Origin of the sequence: Bacillus sp. CCB-MMP212 (genome assembly GCF_022748145.1) — a bacterium.
Lineage (GTDB): Bacteria > Bacillota > Bacilli > Bacillales > Bacillaceae_G > Bacillus_A > Bacillus_A cereus.
In genome coordinates this window covers 217154-235330 of record NZ_JALDQE010000007.1, presented here as the reverse complement: position 1 = coordinate 235330, position 18177 = coordinate 217154, and the positions used below count along the sequence as shown (strand labels likewise).

The window sequence follows — 18177 nt, the reverse complement described above, 5'->3', positions numbered from 1 at the left end:
GCTACCAAAAGTAACGACTAACCGAGAAGCCCCCACTTCAAACAGTCCGTTAGGGCGTTAAGTGGCGGGTAGTTCACCTGCTAAATCGTAAAAAAGGAGTTCTAATAGATATGGAGATGAGAAACTTACAAAAACTAATTGAAGACAAGAAAGTAGAATTAATTAAACTTGTAGATAAATATGGATTTAGACATCAGCAGGTGCTAAGTTTAAGTCAAGATATAGATAAGTTGATAAATCATATTATTTATATAAGTCACAAATATAAGTAGAACCCTACATTTATAATTGCCGTTTAATGAGAATCACCTTGGAATATTTTAACATTTAAATGGCTACAAAATAGTAGAGATAGGGTTCAGAAAGCGTACAAGAAGTATGTTAGTTTATTGAAAAAATCCCTACAGGGGGCGTAGGGAAAGTCTAAGGGTATTGAAGAATTGTCGATTCTAAAAGTAAAGGACTTCTTGAAATATAATAAGTTCAACATGAAATTCGTTGAAACTGTATATAATAATTTTAAATTATCGCTTCTAAAGCACCGACATTTAAAGCTAGAAAAGAATTAAAAGAATCTGTGAAATAATTATACATAGCAAAAAAGGGTCTGATATTCATATCAGATCCTTTTTTCATTATTAGTTTAGTATAATTGCTCATCGTAGCTACTTAACAAGGGTTTAGAAACTAAACATTTTTCAGGTACTACAATCTTAACCTAATAATTTTCTTAGTTTTTGGTATTCACTTTCCCAGCTTAACGGACATGGGGCACTATATCATCAAAAGAAATTAGATGTTTTTAGTATTAAATAAAATTAGTAGCAATACTATCTAGGTTCTTTAAGAAAACCAAATGAGAGAGCAACATTTCAAAGGGTATCTTGTGATATAACTAAGTAGAATTTTTAAGCAAGGGGATGATGAGATGAATAAATTGAAGGGGAAAATTGCATTAGTAACCGGGGCTAGTAGAGGAATAGGCCGAAGCATTGCCTTACATTTGGCACAGGCAGGTGCGTTAGTCGTTGTTCACTATAGTAAAAGAAAAGAAGAAGCAGAAAGTGTAGTGGATATAATTAAACAAGATGGCGGTTCCGCATTTGCGATTAGTGCTGACTTAAGTACCTTTAACGGTATTAATAAATTGTATTCAATGATGGATCAATCTCTTCAAAAATATATAGGCGATAATACATTTGATATTCTTGTAAACAACGCTGGAATTGGGCAGATTTTAACGTTAGAGGAATCTACAGAGGAGTCTTTTGATGAGGTTATGAATATTAATGTGAAAGCTCCATTTTTCATTATTCAAAAGGCTTTGCCACGTTTAAAAGATGGAGGCCGGATTATCAATATTTCGTCTTTTGTCACACGGGTAGCCTCCCCAAGTGTTTTTGCCTACAGTATATCTAAGGGAGCAATTAATACACTCACTCATACTTTAGCACAACAACTTGGTGCCCGTGGTATTACAGTAAATGCAATTCCCCCGGGTATAATTAATACAGAAATGAACGCTGAGACATTGGGGAATAGAGATGGACAAAAATATGCCGCAGGTTTATCGACATTTAATAGGTTGGGAGAACCTAATGATATAGCTGATATCGTAGGTTTTCTTTCTTCATCAGACAGTCGTTGGATAACTGGTGAATTAATTGATGCAAGTGGTGGATCTTGTTTATAATGCTAGAGGAAAAGCCGACTTAAATAGAGTGGGATTTGCAACTCTATTCTTTATTTGTTAAAACACCGAACTACACACCATTTATTAGTTCTTACAAAAAACAGCTTGAAATAAGGCAAAATGTATTAAGTCAATCAAGATAGAGAAGCAATTATGCTGTAGTAGGATTAGTAGTAAGTGTAAATAGTAAAAATGCAATGAATATGCACAATTTCATATATAAATAGGTACTTTTTGTTAACTCTTTCACAGAAAACGAAATGTATGAAATTAGTATGATAGAATCAATTTGTATTAAATACAAAGGGGATGAGTGTATGCTAAAAAGAATGATTTTAGGAGTTTCATCATTAGTAGTGGGAGCAACAGTTGGCTTAGCGACTGATGTATCCGCAGCACCTGCACCACCATTAACATCATTAAATGTAGTAAAAGTTGAATCTCAATTAGGCGGAGTTGAATTTATTGGTCCAAACAATTTAAGTACGGTTAAAGATCATGGAGGAAGCTATTTATACATTTATACAAATGAAATGGGATATGGTAGAAATCCAATTGCTCAAATGAGTGGTCAAAGACTAAAAAAAGTAGATTCTAAGATGATTGATATTAATGGCGATAGAACAGTTGATGGTTGGGAATATAAATGGGATGCTTCGGGACAGCAAAATGGGCAATTCAAATATCAAAACACATCTACAAATGCACCTTGGAATACATTATCTACTTCATTAAATATTAAATAAGCTAACAGAAGAATTCGATTTTATTTTTTATGTTTGAAATATATGTAATGTTTAGATACCTAAAGGAGTCTACGTTTTTAGTGGGCTCTTTCTAGTTAATGATAAGGTAACAGCAAATAAACTATTTTGTCTAATTGGCAAATTGAAAGTTTACATAATATTTTTCTAGTAAACAATACTGGGTTTAATAGTGTAATCAATAACGAAGGGAAATGTTTTATAAAATCAATTAAGTTATTTAGTGGGTCTTTCATCATAAATATCCAAAACTACATATTTATGAAATTTTATAAAATTTTCACTTTATATTTAGCCCTAAATCATACGATTTTAATACAAAATACTATAATTTGATTAATAATAGCAGTGTAAAAAACATTAAATATATTTAGATTTTAGAGCTAATGTTACTTTATTACATAATTTGTTTAAAGGGATATATAGGGTTATCATTCAATGTAACTAAAATAATTTAAAAGGAGATAGGAAGTTATGTTTAAAGTAAAAACAAGGGGAAAAATAAAAAGAATTGTTATGGTTTCAACGGCTTGTACCATGTTGTCAATGTATGGAGCACCAATTTCTAGTACAGAGGCAGCAACCAGATCGCATGCCCCATCAGTTTATGTAACACCACAAAATACTGCTGCTTCAGATATTATTAGTATAGACTGGTCACCAGTCCAAACATCACCTTATACGTATTGGGCTGTGCATAACTGGAATCAGGGAGGGGAGGGTGGTGGTTATGCGGGCTTCCAACAACAAAGTGGTTTTGATCAATTCGGTAAACGTACCCTTCACTTTGCACTTTGGGATCCAATAGCATCAAACCAAGCAATAAAAGCTGAATATTTATCGTCGACTTCAGAAGCCAGCAGATTTGGTGGAGAAGGAACAGGTCTGAAGGTACAAACAACTTATAATTGGAAAGATAGTCAATGGTATAGAATGACTCTACGCTCTTGGCAAGAAGATGGCCATACAAAGTTTGGCCAGTGGATAAAAGATAATACATTAAATCAATGGAAGTTAGTTGCTATTATGGATCATCCAGTTGCGAATGTTGCATTTAACTATGGTTTATCGATGTTTCAAGAGGACTGGGCTGGTAATGGACAAGATGTAAGAGAAGCACGTCTTAAAAATGGATACAGCAGAAAAGTTTCAGATAAACAATGGAATTCTTGGAATAATCAGCGTATCTCTGGGCAACATGATACGTCCTATCAATACGATGGAGGAGCAACTTCAGAATATCTATGGGTTAGGGCAGGAGGAAATACTCAATCAACTATTGGTACTGGAAAAACTTTTAATATAAATCAGCCTAGTCAACCAGAAATGGGAAATTTAGATTTTGATATCCAAAATACTCGCTTTGAAGCTGGAAAATTAAATGTTTCATGGAAATTGAAAGAACAAAGTACTCCACAGTTTAAAGGGAAAATTGAAATCTATGACAATGAAAAGTTAATGGGACAACCTTTAAAAGTAATTGATAATATTAAGTCCTACCAAACTGAGGTAAGTCAAACTATGCAATTGCCTCAAACAGCTTTTGCTAAAATTACATTAACAGATATATTTGATCGAACTGTAGAGAAAAAAGTAGGAATTACAAATGGAAATTCTGATATTTTAGTAGGGAATCGATTTGCATGGTCCCTAAAAGGAATTAGTGATTTTGAGTTTGCAAAAATCAATTTCAATAAGTCGACAGAAGAAATGCAAATTGACTTAAAAGCAGGCGTACCGCATCATTATTTTAATGAAACGTATGCGAGTATTAAAGTACAAAATGCATCAGGAAAAGTAGTATATAATAATGACTTTTATGGAAACAAACAACAAAATGCTGAATCGAAAAAAGTTCCAGTCAAAGTAGGAGATTATATTGAATTAACACATCTTGAAGGTGTACATAGAGCGAATTTCACAAATTTAGACAACAGTAAACAAGAAAGCTTTGGAAAAAAAGCAATGTATGAAGTCACACAAGAAGGCTTGAAGAAAGTAGAAAAAATGCCAGAAGCAACAATTTTAGACGGAAATCAATTTACATGGTCCCTAAAAGGATATAGTGATCGAGAAATTGCAAAAGTAGATTATAATCAAACAGCAGAAGAGCTGAAAATCAAATTAGAAGCTGGCGTACCGCATTCTTACTTCAATAGTACATATGCAAGTATTAAAGTCCAGAACTCGTCTGGTAGCGTTATGTACAATAAGGAAATCATGGGAAATAGACAACAAAATGCTGAAACCCAAACAGTGCCCGTAAAAGTGGGAGATTATATAGAATTTACTCATATAGAAGGGGAAGCAGCAAAGGAAAAAACAAGAGCGACTTTAACTAACCTTGAGAATGGAAAACAGGAATATATAGGAAAGGAAAGAACATATCAGGTTACATCTACAGGATTAATAAGACAATAAATGTATAAAAAGGTTGGGGGAATCCTCAACTTTTTTTGTCATTTTAGCCCATTCATCTCCCACCTACTCACTTCGCGTTCCTTTAGGAAGGAGTCTTCTTGGCTAAAATGATAAAGCGTTATGTAGACCGGAAATATATAAGGTATTCATTGCTATTCCATCAAAATGCTGGTGTTACATCATATTAAAATAACCCCTAATTTAAGTATTAAAATTCTCTAAATTTCGATGTATTACATTCTTGTATTTTCTCACTTTGCGAAGCCGAGAAAACATCATCACTTTTGAAAGAACCCGAACTCCAGCGGGTTCTTTTGATTTACTTGAACTTATTTTTGAATCATTGTATTATATTTTCGAGTCTTACTTATTTAAATCATTATCAGGAGAATCTGCAGATTTGCAGGTTCTTTTTTTATATAGTTTTGTAATTAAATTATAATAGTATATTTTTTCTGCATTATTGAAATTAGTAATAATAAAATGTATTATTGAAAAGCACAATTTATAATTCAAGTAATAAGACTATGTACCTATTATAATTTGAACATTCAGAAATTATAATATTATCTAAAAATGAGGTGAGATTCATAGAAACAGTACATATTAAGTGGTATGGAATGTATAGTATAAATGATTTTTATAATAGGGAAGAAGCTTCTAAGAAGGGGTTATTTGCAATCTCTAGAGTATGTGCCAAGAAGGTGACATTGCTCTATATAGGACAAACCAAAAGAAGCTTTATACAAAAGATAAGGGAACTTAATAAGGAATGGCTTTGTGATGATAGCGAATTAAGAATTACATTAGGAATAATAGAATTTCCTAGTGGTGAAATTTACTCTGAAAAGAAGGTAAAAGAAATAAAATCCCTTTTGATTTTACGACATACCCCATTAGAAAACGAAACATCTTTATTATACCATAGAGGGAAATTTAATTTAAAAATTATAAATAAGGGAAGAAGAGGTTTAATTGTTAAAAAGCTTTCTACAGGAGATCTGATGTGGACGTAATTGGAATCACTTTTGAATAAAAGTGAAGGTTTCCTAAGTGCAGAAGCTTATCAATTTTTAATGTATTAAACTATTTTGAATAACATATGTCAGATGCTTGAAAAAACAAATTTTATTATGGTATGAAATCCTGTATGGAAAGTGTAGTTTATTTCTGTTATTTAATAAAAATATTAAGAATTATAGGGATAATGTATAAAGAGTATAGGAGAAAGTCAACACGGAGGTTTAAAGAATGGGACAAGTAAGCAGGTTTCAAGAAAAACAACAGAATCGTCGTAAAAAGGCAATTTTTAATATTGCATTTACTTTGGTATTAGTGACAGTTGGTATAGTGACATACCAGTTGTTTACCCCTGCTAATACATCAACGAAAGCAATTGCTCAAGAAAAGAAAGCAACAAAGATAGAAGAGAAGAAAACTGAAGATAAAGAAACAGCAAAGATAGAAGAGAAGAAAATTGAAGATAAAGAAATAGCAAAGATAGAAGAAAAGAAAAGCGAAGATAAAGAAGCAGCACAGTTAGAAGGAAAACAAAAAGTAGAAAAATCGGTAAAAACGAACGGAAATGAAAATAAAGAGGAAGAAAAAACGGTATCTCAAGAAAAGGATCCTCAAACTAATCCTTCATGGAAGCCAATTGGTACAGAGCAAGGAGCAAAACCTGAAATGAAATTTAAAGAAGGAACAGTAGATTGGAGTGAGATGAAAAAAGCAATTTCTTATGCTGTTGATGTTCCAGAGAGCCAATTAATTTTCGATTTTATTGGGAATAATGGTAATAATAAAGCCTACGGTAATGTACGAGATAAGCAAAATAATAAAAAATATAAGGTTAATATTGATTGGGTAGAAAATCAGGGGTGGAAACCAGCATCTGTTCAAGTGGTAAAATAAATAATAGAAATGCAATTATGTGTTTAAAAATTTATTATGTTGAAAGCAATAATTACTTGGAATCATTTGTTAGATCCTAATGCGGACAAACTTTAAAGTCTATTAAAAAATAATCTATGCGTCTACTATATATAGGTGAATAGATTATTTTTTGTTATATATTTATAAAAATTCTGTTGCTTTTTTCACCTGCTTTACAAAGATTTGTTGCGAGGATAAAAGAAAAAACTATGTAATCTAATTTTGATTATTGAAGAGTGTTTTAGTGCGGCATAAAATGTAGAACCCCATATCCATTAAGCTAATATTTTAAAAAATTCTCTAAATGGAAAGTTTGTGTTTTTATCGTTTGGAGGTAACAGTTGTTGTAAGTTATTAAAATCGAAAAAACGAAGTTTGGTTGTTGCAAACTTCGTTTTCGTTTATATCTTTTTATTGTTTTAAAAACTCTCCCATTATTTCCATTACGTCCTCTGAATCACTTATTTTACCTTTAGAAAAACGCCATTGTTCTTTTCCATATCGCTCCATCTCAACCTTTATTATTTTTTCTTTATCTGAAACTTTTGCTTCTGGCAAAATAGATATAAAGTAACTAAACGATTGGCTAAATAATTTAGACTGTTCGATTCCTGGATTTTCTTTTAAAAATTTTTCATTTTCCGTATTTAATTTTGGCTGCAACTCGCTTAATAATAATGGTTTTACTTTTAATTCCACTTCAACTTTATCTTCCTCAGGAGAAGAACCTATTGATTTTACTTTAAATGTAACTTTTTCCTGCAGTACAGATTTTAACTTTTTATAATAGCTTTCAAATTCTTGGTCACTAATTCCGTTATGCGTACTGGACATTGCATCTTTTTTAAATTCTTCTTGTATATTTTGAGTAAATTGTTTTCCATCTTCACCAGACAATTCATTAATTTTGTCTATATCTTTATCATAATAAACAGCGTTTATATAGGTTTTTAGAGCTTCAGCTGGTTTGTTTAAGTCTTTTGTATTCTTTTCTATTTCTTGTGTATCAATTTTGAAAGAAACTTTTTCTGTTTTCTCGTCTCTTTTTTTTGTTTCTTCATTGGAATAAACGAGCTCATATGATGAGGATTTATTCACTTCATAGTAGAGAATCCCCGATGTTTTTTTACCAGGTTCTAATTCTATTAAACGTAATTTATCTGAATCAGCCTTATCATATTTCTTCATTTTTTCATCACCTTGATATAGTGTAAAGAGATAAGGTGATATCTCTAACATTTCATTCCCTTTATTTTTCAAACTGACTTTGAATTTTAATACTTTATCTTTATTTATTCCTCCCATTGACCCACTTAATGGTAATACGTACTCAGCATTTTCAACTTCGATTTCCACATTCTTCGAAGACGAAGATGCCTTTCCATTTTTTACAGTTGTAGAACTTTGTGAAGAACTACAACCAGTCACAATAGTTAATGTGAATATAAATAAAAAACAAATCATAAAAATCTTTCTAAGTATCACTTAAAATCACTCCATCCCCTTATTTAAAAACATTTACTATTTTACCATGAAATTCTATTCGTTTGTCTATTGAGCGACAAGATAGCCAAACTTAGAGATAGAAGAACTAGAGATCCTTCAAGCCATACTGGTGACATTGTGCACTTGTTACCTTAAGAATGCAGAAACGAATGAAATTCTTATTTGTAGAGGGAAATTATTAAAAATTTAGATCTGATGTGTTCGGATTAGCTTGAATTAATTAATTTTGCTAAGGTAGTGCAAGTTACCAACTCAATGCATCTCAAATTGTCATAAAAGGAATGCAAAGATAAAAAGGACAATCCTATATATAAGAAATTTGTTGATAAATCGGATTTGAAAATAAATGAAGCGGTATTAAAAGACATGTATAAAAAGAAAGGAGTAATTGAAAAGAGCTCACCAAAATAAGAAAGCCTTAAGCAGTATCAATCTATAATTCATTATAAAAAATACCAAACAAGATGATATTGTTTTCCAATGAGATAAAATGTATAATGAGAGTGTAGACATAAACCTTTTATTAAAGGTTTTAACTCACTAACTATGTGCATAATAATAAAAGACGAGATGCTGGTAACATCCCGTCTAATTTGTAACTGCTGCCGTTAGGTGGTAGATTGCAAAGTTTAATTATTTCTTCTTTGAACCACCTTTCTTACGTTTGGCAGACGTCTGGGTGGTTCTTTTACTTTTATTATTACGTTTTGCCACTAGCTTGTTAGCACAAGCTGTTGCAAAAGTTGTTATGAACACTGTTAAGAATAGTTTCGTAGCGTCCTGTAATAATTGTTGTAAAAATTCCATATTGGTTACACCTCCTTTCCCTCTAAATTAAGAGAAAGAAAGGCTGCAACCTCCCACCACACGCCTTCAGTTACTAGCTATATTATATCATAATTAAAATTAGTTATAGTTTATATTTTATTGCGAAACTTGTTATTACAGAAAACGTTACTTCAACAATAAAAATGCTTTTATAATAAGGATTTTAATGTTTTCTATGTTCCATTTAGATATGAATAAGAGTAGTTTGTCAATGATATTGTGGACAGTACCATTATATATAATCATAGTTATTTTATTGGTTTTTGGGCCTTTTAAAGGGATTATATATGTATTACAAGGAAAAGAGTTTCATTAACCAATTATCTCCAAATGGACTAGCAAGTACAAATAAATAAAGAAGAATCTAGCAAATTATCAATCCGTTCTTAATTATATATGAATTGTTTATTTGCGGAATTTATATATACTTTACGTTTAAAATTTCCACTTCAATCTAAATTATTTTAACTTTCTGTATTAATGTGAATTTAAATAAAAAGATTTACAAGGGACTTACTATAAAGGGCACTTATAACGAGTTTCTTCCTATTATATAGAAGCTGGTCGGTGATATGAATTAAAACCGAAACACGAATTAGCTCAAGAAGCTAAAATGTAAGGTATGAAGTATAAGGATGTAGCTAAGAAGTATGATGTAAGTGATAATAACATAAAATTATAGAAGAACAGATACCAATGGGCAGAAAAGCTGTACGAACAAAAGAAGACAGGTGCACCCATTGGGAATAAAAATATGTGGGTAATTTGGATAATAAGAACCAAAATGAGGAAACAAGATTGTCGCGGGTCGTGACGCTCCCACAGAATAGAATGATTAAATTGAATAATTTAAGAAGCGTAGAAAGGTTTAATTTCTACGCTTCTTCTAAATTTGTTATATAAGATTTTACAGCTTGCAATAAGAATTCTTCCTGCCCCATACCAGCACCGGCTGCCATCTGAACTACTTTTTGCTTGAATTGATGATCTACATGAAAAGTTAATGGCTCTACATTACTTTTAAAGTAAATACCTTCTACATGTGGAAGGATCGTGCCAGATTTCATATGAGAATGTAAGTACTTAATCTCCTCTTGAAACTGCAATGGATCTACTTGTAATACGAAAGGCTTAATTTCTAATTTAATAGTATCTGATGAAATACTCAATCGCATATTTGTGACACCTAGCTCCTTATAAAATAAGTTTATTAAATTATAAGTAATGGAATTAAATAATTGAGGTTTTTTAAATGAAAAAGATAAATACCCTCGTTTAGTGATTACCGCTTTTTTATTGAAAGGTTCAAAGGAGTAATCATGTTCCTTATAAGTGGATAGAGGGAAAATTTCTTCGTCCTCTGTAAGAATCTTGCCGTCTCCTCCATTAATCTCTATTACCCTAGCGGTTTTTCCAGTTTGTAGATGTTTTAGTAATTGATATAAATATATATCTTCATCTTGAATCTTAATAATAAATGTTTTTCGCTCTTTTGTTTTAGTTTTTTCATAATCAAGCATAAAAATCTCTAGCTCTTCCTCATCGATAATATATACTTGTTTTCCTCGTTTTTCTACCATTGTTGCGGGTAATTTTCCAGATTTGATGTATGTAAAGATAGTAGATGGTGCAACATTAAGAATTTCAGCTACTTCTTTCGTGCTAAGGCCTTTAACCTCATTTTTATTTTTTAAACGTTCAATATCCTCTAAATAGAAAATCTTACTACCGAATTGCTTCCAGTTATCTTTATATACACATTCTATTAATCCATCTTTTTCTTTTTTTAAAATTGTTTGTACCGTTACTCCTAATAAGTCGGCTGCCTCTTTTGTCGTTACAGTAGGTTTTGTAATGAACAATAAATCTTGTGTCATGAAAGGACACCTCCATAACTATCGTTTGCTAATATTTTAGGTATGTATATATCATATCAGAATCTGATTTATATTTAAAATAAGAAATAGATTTTATTAAATATTATATTTATAGTTATTGTTTTAAGATCTTTTTCATTCGCTTTATATGTTAATGGATTTTTATAGTTGTTTTTATTATAAAATCACTATGAATTTTAAATAATTAACTTTTAAATAATATCTATTTATTAATAAATTATAAAAAAATATAAATATAAGTAAATGAAGAAGAATATAACGTTCTTACAGAAAGAAAATGAATTATCATTTGTATAATTAATAGAAGTAAAATAAAATAATAATTATAGGTAATAAAGAGAATTATATTCATAATCTTCTATAGGAGAGGTGAATTCGAAATATGAATAAAAAAAATGTAAAAGAAAATTTATTAATTATAAACAATCAAAGTGAGTATATGGATACATATGTAGAGAATATAAAAGATATCGTTCCATATCTATATAACAACAGTTATGTAGATATAGTGGAAGATAAGATGGAGGTTGCAGAAAAAGAAGGAAAGGGTAAATATACGTATTTAAGTGACATAGAAGTCATTTATCATTTCGTACATTTACAAAAAGATATGGATGAGAAGAAGAATAGAAAAGAGGATACGAAAAAGAGCTATATCTCAGAAATCTTATCATTTTGTCAGTGCATGGTGCAGCATGCAGAAGAATTTGAATTGGATGGGGAAGAGGTAAAGCAAAAGGACTCTTTATTGAAAACATTGCAACCTTGGCATATTCGTAAATACAATTCGTGGTTGAAACGGGTAGAGAACGGTAGGAGTGGTGACACGTATGCAGTCGCGACACTTGCAAAGAAAACAGTGCTCATTCGTTCTTTTCTAAAACATCTACATGTATTTTCTTATATTGAAAAGCCTCTTCATGAAGAACTACAGCGCGCAAATGTGAATGAGCAGGATCGGCCAAATCGGGACCTATCCTATGATGAGGTTATGAAAATTTTAGGATTTTATAAAGAAAGAGGACATTTAGTAAACTATACAATTTTACTGGCTCTAGCAAGTACTGGTGCAAGAATTCAAGAATTGTGCACCGCGAGAGTGAAAGATTTACATTATGATGGAAAGTACTGGTTAAAAGTCACTGGAAAAGGGGATAAAGTGCGTGAGCTTTTTATTTCGGAACATTTATATCAGTGTATTTGTGAAATGAGGCTGAGAAGAGGATGCCAAACAGTATTGGATAAAGGGGATGAGAGTCCGGTGTTTATAAATCAAAGAGGAAATACTTATAACTCTAAAACATTATCGAATCAAGTAACAGATATGATAAAAAAGACAAACTTAGAGTTTCTACTGTATCGTGAAAATCCAGTAACGGCGCATACATTCCGTCATGCTTTTGCAATTATGGCAGTAGAACAAGGTAATGCAGATTTATATCATTTAATGCAAACACTTGGCCATGAAAATATTCAAACGACTAAAATATATTTAGAAAAGCATATGAAGCGTAAAAACAACGTTGGATCCACTTTCGCTGATATGCTGGTTTAAATTTTATGTAGTTTATAGGGGTATTTAATTATATATTTTTTACATAATTAAATGATGTATCTGTTTGGTTGTTTGTTGTGAAGAAAAATATAATTGGGGAAATAAATAAAAATAACGAAATTCATTTTATACAGAAAAAACCAGGATGATTTTAAAAAGTTATCCTGGTTTTTTCTTAAATACACATAATTATTCATATTTCATAAAGTTAATATGAGCTAATTATAAGTTAGTAGAATTTATATCTATTCCAATCTTGATAGTGTTAATAACATTATATAATTTGTAGAATTAGTTTATAGAGATTATGAAACTATTTTTCATTAGGTGTATCTAATTGATAATCGATTACAGTGCTGGACTTTTTATTCATAAGTATATAGATCCCACCTATGAATGATAAGATTACTGGATAGAAAATCGCCCAACCACTAAATGAATATACAAAAGTACATATAACCAAAGATAGGAAGGCCATCCACCAACCTATATCTTGAACTTTTAATAACTTAAGAGCAGCTAGCATTGTAAAAATATACGAGGTAATAAAAATTACACTAGGGCCTTTTAGAAGCATCTCTAAATTTGGTCGTGCTATACCATAAAAAATTAAAATACAACTAAAAATTCCGCCTAAAGCTAGTAAAACTCTAGTTGGAGTTTGGAATTTAGAATGTAATTTAGCAAAGAAGGAAGGGAAATGTCCTTCTCTAGCTTGGGCATAAATCATTCTTGAAAAACCTGCAATGTTAGCATGTACAGCACTAAAAGAAATGAAAATTGCTAAAATAGTGGTTATATATGTACCTATTGGTCCTAATCCTTTTGATATTAGAATACTAAGGGAAGCTATCTGGTTCTTATCACCATATGAGTGAGTCCCTATTATTACAAAAGATATTGCAATGTACATAATTGAGATGCAAATTGCCCCTAAAAATAGACTAATGGAAATATCTTTAGCAGGTCTGTTAAACTCTTCAGCTAATGGGGTTATCATCTCCCATCCTACAAATGAGAAAAAGATAATTACAGAAGAAGCTCCAACAGAAGACCATCCGTTTGGTACAAAAGGTGTAAAAGAACTTAATTTTACATAGGGGATAGAAACGACAACAGCCACAATTATTAGAAGTGAAATTACACAAATGACAAACACACTCACTTTTGATGATAACTCAATTCCTTTAATATGTAAGAGTAAAGAAGTAATCAAAATTACTGCCGCAATGCCTATAACTCCTGCATTACTTATTGGAAAAACATAGTCAATATATTGGGCACCTGTTAAAGCGATAATAGGTACTCCAATAGGAATAGATCCTAACATAATCCACCCTAGGATGGCACTCGTATTTGCATTAAATGCCATTTGAACATAAGCTGTAATTCCTCCTGCGCTAGGAATCATCTTAGCAAGACGCGCCAGAGTTGCGACAATGGGAAAAGCTAATATAGACATGATAACCCAAGATAAAAGCGAAGCTGGTCCAGCGCTATTTGCAGTAATTGAGGGTAATATAAGAATTCCACAACCCAACACAGCTCCTATGGTTAATGCAGTCCCTTGTACCCAAGTAATTGAACGTTTCAATGATTGTTGTGTCAAGATATTCAGCCTCTCTTTCGTTAATTGATATCAATTATATAAAGTTTTAAAAAAAGATAACATGCTATAATTTATGTATTAATTATAATTTTCTTAAAAAATTTAAGAATTATTAATTGTATTCTTAATTAATCAAGGGGAGATACATTAATGGATCAAACAGATTTAAAGATTCTTTCACATCTTCAGGAAAATGCACGTTTAAGTATGGTTGAAATAGGAAAGCTGGTAGGTTTGAGTTCCCCTTCTGTTACAGAGCGGGTCAGAAGACTAGAGGAACAGGGTGTCATTATAAGTTATCGTACAATTGTTAATCCGAAAGAATTAAAAAAACATATTACCGCGTTTGTTTTAATGGAACCAAGAGATTGCAAAAAATATAGAAAATTTGCAATGGAACATCCAGATGTAGTCGAATGCCATCGTATTGCCGGTTTATATAGTTATATAACAAAGGTAGTGACAGAATCAGTACATACACTCGAAGACTATATTAATTTGTGCTTAGAGTATGGAAAGCCTACAACCTTAATAGTGCTTTCTTCTCCAGTAGAACATAAATCACTTTTTACAGAGAGTGAAAAACCTTAATTACATATGAGAGAGTATTCTAAATAAAAAGCGTAAAAATAATACCTAATGGGAAATAGATTCCTATTAGGTATTATTTTTCAGAAAAAACTTTTTAGAAAATTCTTAGTTAATTGGAGGTAGGATTATTATGAAATATGCAGTGCTCACAGATGACTTACAGTACGATTTGGTTAATAAAATGAGGTTAGAATTGCAGTTGTGGAGGCGTTTACACCTAAAATGGAGGCTTTCTTAGATACTATGAGAGAAAATGATGTTTCTATTGTTCACCTACAGTTAATTAACTTAGAAGATGATCCGAAAGCTGAACGATATGGTGATTTTTTACCAGTCACAAAGGGATCTAAAGGTGCAGAAATCTTACCTGAGTTTCTTCATGAAAAAGATATTATTATTGAGAAAAATAAAGATAGTGGTTTTTTTGAGAGAAATCTTGATGAAACCTTAAAAAATTTAGAGGTAGATACAATTATTATTTCGGGTATGCAAACTCAAATTTGTGTACAAACAACTGCAGCAGATGGATTTTTCCGTGGTTATAATGTAATTGTACCAGAAGATGCAGTTGTTTCAGCGAAACCTGAAGATAAAGAACGAGATTTAAAGTGGTTAGGTTCATATTGTGCAAAGATTATGAGTATCGAGGAAATCTGCAATTCGATCTCTAAAAATGAAGAGATTTCTTTTGATGGAGTTGCAATTCCTTAAGTAAATACGTTGTAATATCACTTGTTCTATGTAGCAAGTGATATTATTTTTCAAAAATAAAAATGAAAAGGATTCATATTTTTTATATTTAGAAGTTCCATTACATGTAAAATCGTTATTTAGTAAGCGTTAAGGAGTGCTTGTCCAGAGCACTCTTTAACGCTTACAACACCTATAAGGGTATATGAGTTTTTTGAGTAAACATGTTTTTAAAATAAAATCCATATTTAACGATAAATTTGTAAAGCATCTTGAGAAGAAGATGCTCTGAAGGTGAATATTATCTTATTCTAAAAGATAAATGTCGTGAAATGATAAAATTTTAAATTATATATTTGATATAGCCATAGACTAAGGCTTCGGCACTAGCTTTCCTTTCACTTGAATATATTACTAAGTCATATATAATATGCTTATATACTTGAAAGTGAGCGAGAGAATGGCATACAGCAAGGCGCAAAATGAAGCCACAAAAAACTATAAAAAACGTAATCCAGAACAAGCGAATATAAAACTATGGCTAGAAGTTTCATCAAGAATTTAGCCACACAAGAAGATTTGGATATGCTAAAAGAATTAATGGCAGAAAAAGAGGAGAATGACCGTGCTAGAAAATAAATTAGGTATCAAAAATCAGTTAGAATTGAATCGAGTAGAAGAACGACTATCAAAAATGAAAGCCAAAGATTTATATGATTCAGGAGAAATAAACCACATAGAAGTTGGCACATTTAAGGGTCTTTCTGACATTCATAATTATCTATTTGAAGATATTGATTTCTTTGCTGGAAAAATTCGCAAGGTTAACATAGCGAAGGGAAACTTTCGATTTGCTCCTGTTATGTATCTAAGCCATTCACTAGAACATATAAACACTATGCCACAAACAACCTTTGATGAAATCGTTGAAAAGTATGTTGAAATGAACATTGCCCATCCTTTTAGAGAAGGAAACGGTAGAGCGACTAGAATATGGTTAGATTTAATCTTTAAGAATGAAATTCAACAGGTGGTTGACTGGAATAGGATTGATAAAGAAGATTATTTACTGGCAATGGAACGCAGCCCGATTAAAGATATTGAAATTAAGTATTTACTCAAAAATGCACTAGTAGATAAAATTAATAGCCGTGAAGTATTCATGAAAGGCATTGATATTAGTTACTATTATGAGGGATATACTGAATATGATATAGAGGATTTATAAATAAAAAAGGGCTGAAATTGCCCTTTTTTATTTGCGTTTTGAAGAGGATTTTTCATATAAAAACAGTATAAAATGGATTCCACTAGGGATCCCTAGTGTTATTTGGAACTTATCTTTTATAGTATTACTTATGTAAAGATCTGCAAAAAAGAAGTTATTCTTTTCTGACAATAAATATTAATGAGTAATTATTAATTAATATACACGAATTACTTTATGGTTCATTCATGTATTCCTTTCCATCTACATCAATCATTTATTGCAACAGGTTTCCCGTCCCAAATAAGATATCCTAACTAAGGACAATGTAAGTATCTTTATAATGATTTTCCAATATAATCAATGTGTTTATGAAAGGAATTCTGTGTTATTTTTGCTTTTTTACTAACTAATACAGCTTCAAACAAAGGACACAATTGCTACATACTAAGTGTAATTTATTACTCATTCAAAATTCTGTCTATTCAATCTTTCTAAAAATAAAAAAAGATTAAACTTATAAATATACAAGTTATAATGAGGGCGTCGAGACATAATTCAATACCTCTAGAGAAAATACCAAACCTCGTTTGGGTTTAAAAATTTGATATATTGATATGATTACTATATGGAGGGTAGTGGATCAGAAGGGAAGTTTATTCAACTCAATAAAGAAAGCGTTATCAAACAAATTTTATTTTAAATTGGTCATTCCAATAACTTAGATTCAACTGTAATTAAAAATAATAAATTATGGGGGTGTTTATATGAACATGAATGTAGCATCTATTAAAGGAAAAAAGATTGTTAAATACAAAAGTTGTTTTGATGTGATTGGGCCCATAATGATAGGTCCTTCAAGTTCACATACTGCAGGTGCTTTGGCTATTGGAACAGTTGCTAATAGATTATTTCAAGGTCTTCCCAAAAAAGTTGTGGTAAAGTATTATGAATCATTTGCTGAAACCCATAAAGGTCACGGAACTGATTTTGCAATTATTGCTGGTATATTAGGCTTTGCTGCCGATGACAGCAAAGTGCCAGATGCTATTAAAATAGCAGAGTCTAAGGGAATTGTCATTACCTTTATTGAAAAATCGGGTAATAGTCCTGCTGGTCATCCAAATACGGCAGATGTATATGTAGAGGATGAAAGTCGAAGTATTAGAACGATGGGTATTTCGGTCGGTGGTGGGTTGATTGAAGTCAAACATGTTGAAATTGATGGATTTAGCTTAGATCTGCAGGGGCCATTGCCAGTTGTTATTGCGATTTCGGAAAGAGCTGACTTTGAATTTGTTTTACGCAGGATCTTTAAACAATATGATGTTGAAATTAACAGCTTTCATAGTTTGGAAGATAAAACAAAATATTTATATGCATTCGCTTTGGATTCGATATTGCCTGGTAATGTTCAGAAGGAATTGGGGGATTTAAGCAATATAGCTAACCTTATTATTCTTTAGTTACATTAAGGAGT

Annotated in this window: 14 protein-coding genes and 1 pseudogene; 11 read left to right on the top strand and 4 right to left on the bottom strand. The window is 31.2% G+C overall.

Going from position 1 to position 18177, the window contains the following annotated elements:
* Nucleotides 1-110: 110 nt before the first annotated feature.
* The 6 genes from MRP26_RS20955 to MRP26_RS20930 all read left to right on the top strand — a co-directional run bounded on the left by MRP26_RS20955 (nucleotide 111) and on the right by MRP26_RS20930 (nucleotide 6792).
* Nucleotides 111-272: an aspartyl-phosphate phosphatase Spo0E family protein gene (locus MRP26_RS20955; protein WP_000425964.1), complete on the top strand. Its 162-nt coding sequence runs from the start codon at nucleotides 111-113 to the stop codon at nucleotides 270-272.
* A 656-nt stretch (nucleotides 273-928) separates the two neighbouring features.
* On the top strand, nucleotides 929-1693 hold the full coding sequence (locus tag MRP26_RS20950) for an SDR family oxidoreductase (protein WP_242806823.1): 765 nt from the start codon (nucleotides 929-931) through the stop codon (nucleotides 1691-1693).
* Between the two features lie 260 nt (nucleotides 1694-1953).
* Entirely contained in the window at nucleotides 1954-2439 is a 486-nt protein-coding gene (locus tag MRP26_RS20945) for a DUF4879 domain-containing protein (RefSeq protein WP_025688754.1), read from the top strand.
* Nucleotides 2440-2931: 492 nt separating this feature from the next.
* On the top strand, nucleotides 2932-4878 hold the full coding sequence (locus MRP26_RS20940) for a DUF3472 domain-containing protein (protein ID WP_242806821.1): 1947 nt from the start codon (nucleotides 2932-2934) through the stop codon (nucleotides 4876-4878).
* A 581-nt stretch (nucleotides 4879-5459) separates the two neighbouring features.
* Nucleotides 5460-5894, top strand: coding sequence for a hypothetical protein (locus MRP26_RS20935; RefSeq protein ID WP_042884152.1), 435 nt, complete (start codon nucleotides 5460-5462; stop codon nucleotides 5892-5894).
* A gap of 235 nt (nucleotides 5895-6129) precedes the next feature.
* On the top strand, nucleotides 6130-6792 hold the full coding sequence (locus tag MRP26_RS20930; RefSeq protein WP_242806820.1) for a YrrS family protein: 663 nt from the start codon (nucleotides 6130-6132) through the stop codon (nucleotides 6790-6792).
* Between the two features lie 432 nt (nucleotides 6793-7224).
* Here MRP26_RS20930 and MRP26_RS20925 read toward each other — a convergent pair whose 3' ends face one another.
* The 3 genes from MRP26_RS20925 to MRP26_RS20915 all read right to left on the bottom strand — a co-directional run bounded on the left by MRP26_RS20925 (nucleotide 7225) and on the right by MRP26_RS20915 (nucleotide 11024).
* On the bottom strand, nucleotides 7225-8277 hold the full coding sequence (locus tag MRP26_RS20925; RefSeq protein ID WP_242806827.1) for a DUF5105 domain-containing protein: 1053 nt from the start codon (nucleotides 8275-8277) through the stop codon (nucleotides 7225-7227).
* Nucleotides 8278-8952: 675 nt separating this feature from the next.
* Complete coding sequence (locus MRP26_RS20920; RefSeq protein ID WP_242806818.1) at nucleotides 8953-9126, bottom strand: hypothetical protein; 174 nt, start codon at nucleotides 9124-9126, stop codon at nucleotides 8953-8955.
* An 896-nt stretch (nucleotides 9127-10022) separates the two neighbouring features.
* Complete coding sequence (locus MRP26_RS20915; protein ID WP_242806816.1) at nucleotides 10023-11024, bottom strand: helix-turn-helix domain-containing protein; 1002 nt, start codon at nucleotides 11022-11024, stop codon at nucleotides 10023-10025.
* A 403-nt stretch (nucleotides 11025-11427) separates the two neighbouring features.
* Between MRP26_RS20915 and MRP26_RS20910 the strand changes: the two genes are divergently transcribed.
* Complete coding sequence (locus MRP26_RS20910; RefSeq protein WP_242806814.1) at nucleotides 11428-12600, top strand: tyrosine-type recombinase/integrase; 1173 nt, start codon at nucleotides 11428-11430, stop codon at nucleotides 12598-12600.
* A 313-nt stretch (nucleotides 12601-12913) separates the two neighbouring features.
* Here the strand turns inward: MRP26_RS20910 and MRP26_RS20905 are convergent, their stop codons facing one another.
* Entirely contained in the window at nucleotides 12914-14209 is a 1296-nt protein-coding gene (locus MRP26_RS20905) for an APC family permease (RefSeq protein WP_242806812.1), read from the bottom strand.
* A 150-nt stretch (nucleotides 14210-14359) separates the two neighbouring features.
* Between MRP26_RS20905 and MRP26_RS20900 the strand changes: the two genes are divergently transcribed.
* The 4 genes and pseudogenes from MRP26_RS20900 (at nucleotide 14360) to MRP26_RS20885 (ending at nucleotide 18163) form a co-directional block, all read left to right on the top strand.
* Nucleotides 14360-14800, top strand: coding sequence for an Lrp/AsnC family transcriptional regulator (locus MRP26_RS20900; protein ID WP_098353028.1), 441 nt, complete (start codon nucleotides 14360-14362; stop codon nucleotides 14798-14800).
* Nucleotides 14801-14930: 130 nt separating this feature from the next.
* Nucleotides 14931-15511: pseudogene (locus MRP26_RS20895) on the top strand (cysteine hydrolase family protein).
* A 598-nt stretch (nucleotides 15512-16109) separates the two neighbouring features.
* Nucleotides 16110-16718 carry a protein adenylyltransferase Fic gene (gene fic / locus MRP26_RS20890; RefSeq protein WP_242806810.1) on the top strand — a complete coding sequence of 203 codons (609 nt, stop codon included), beginning with the start codon at nucleotides 16110-16112 and terminating at the stop codon, nucleotides 16716-16718.
* Between the two features lie 746 nt (nucleotides 16719-17464).
* Nucleotides 17465-18163: a serine dehydratase beta chain gene (locus MRP26_RS20885; RefSeq protein ID WP_242806809.1), complete on the top strand. Its 699-nt coding sequence runs from the start codon at nucleotides 17465-17467 to the stop codon at nucleotides 18161-18163.
* The last annotated feature ends 14 nt before the right edge of the window (nucleotides 18164-18177 follow it).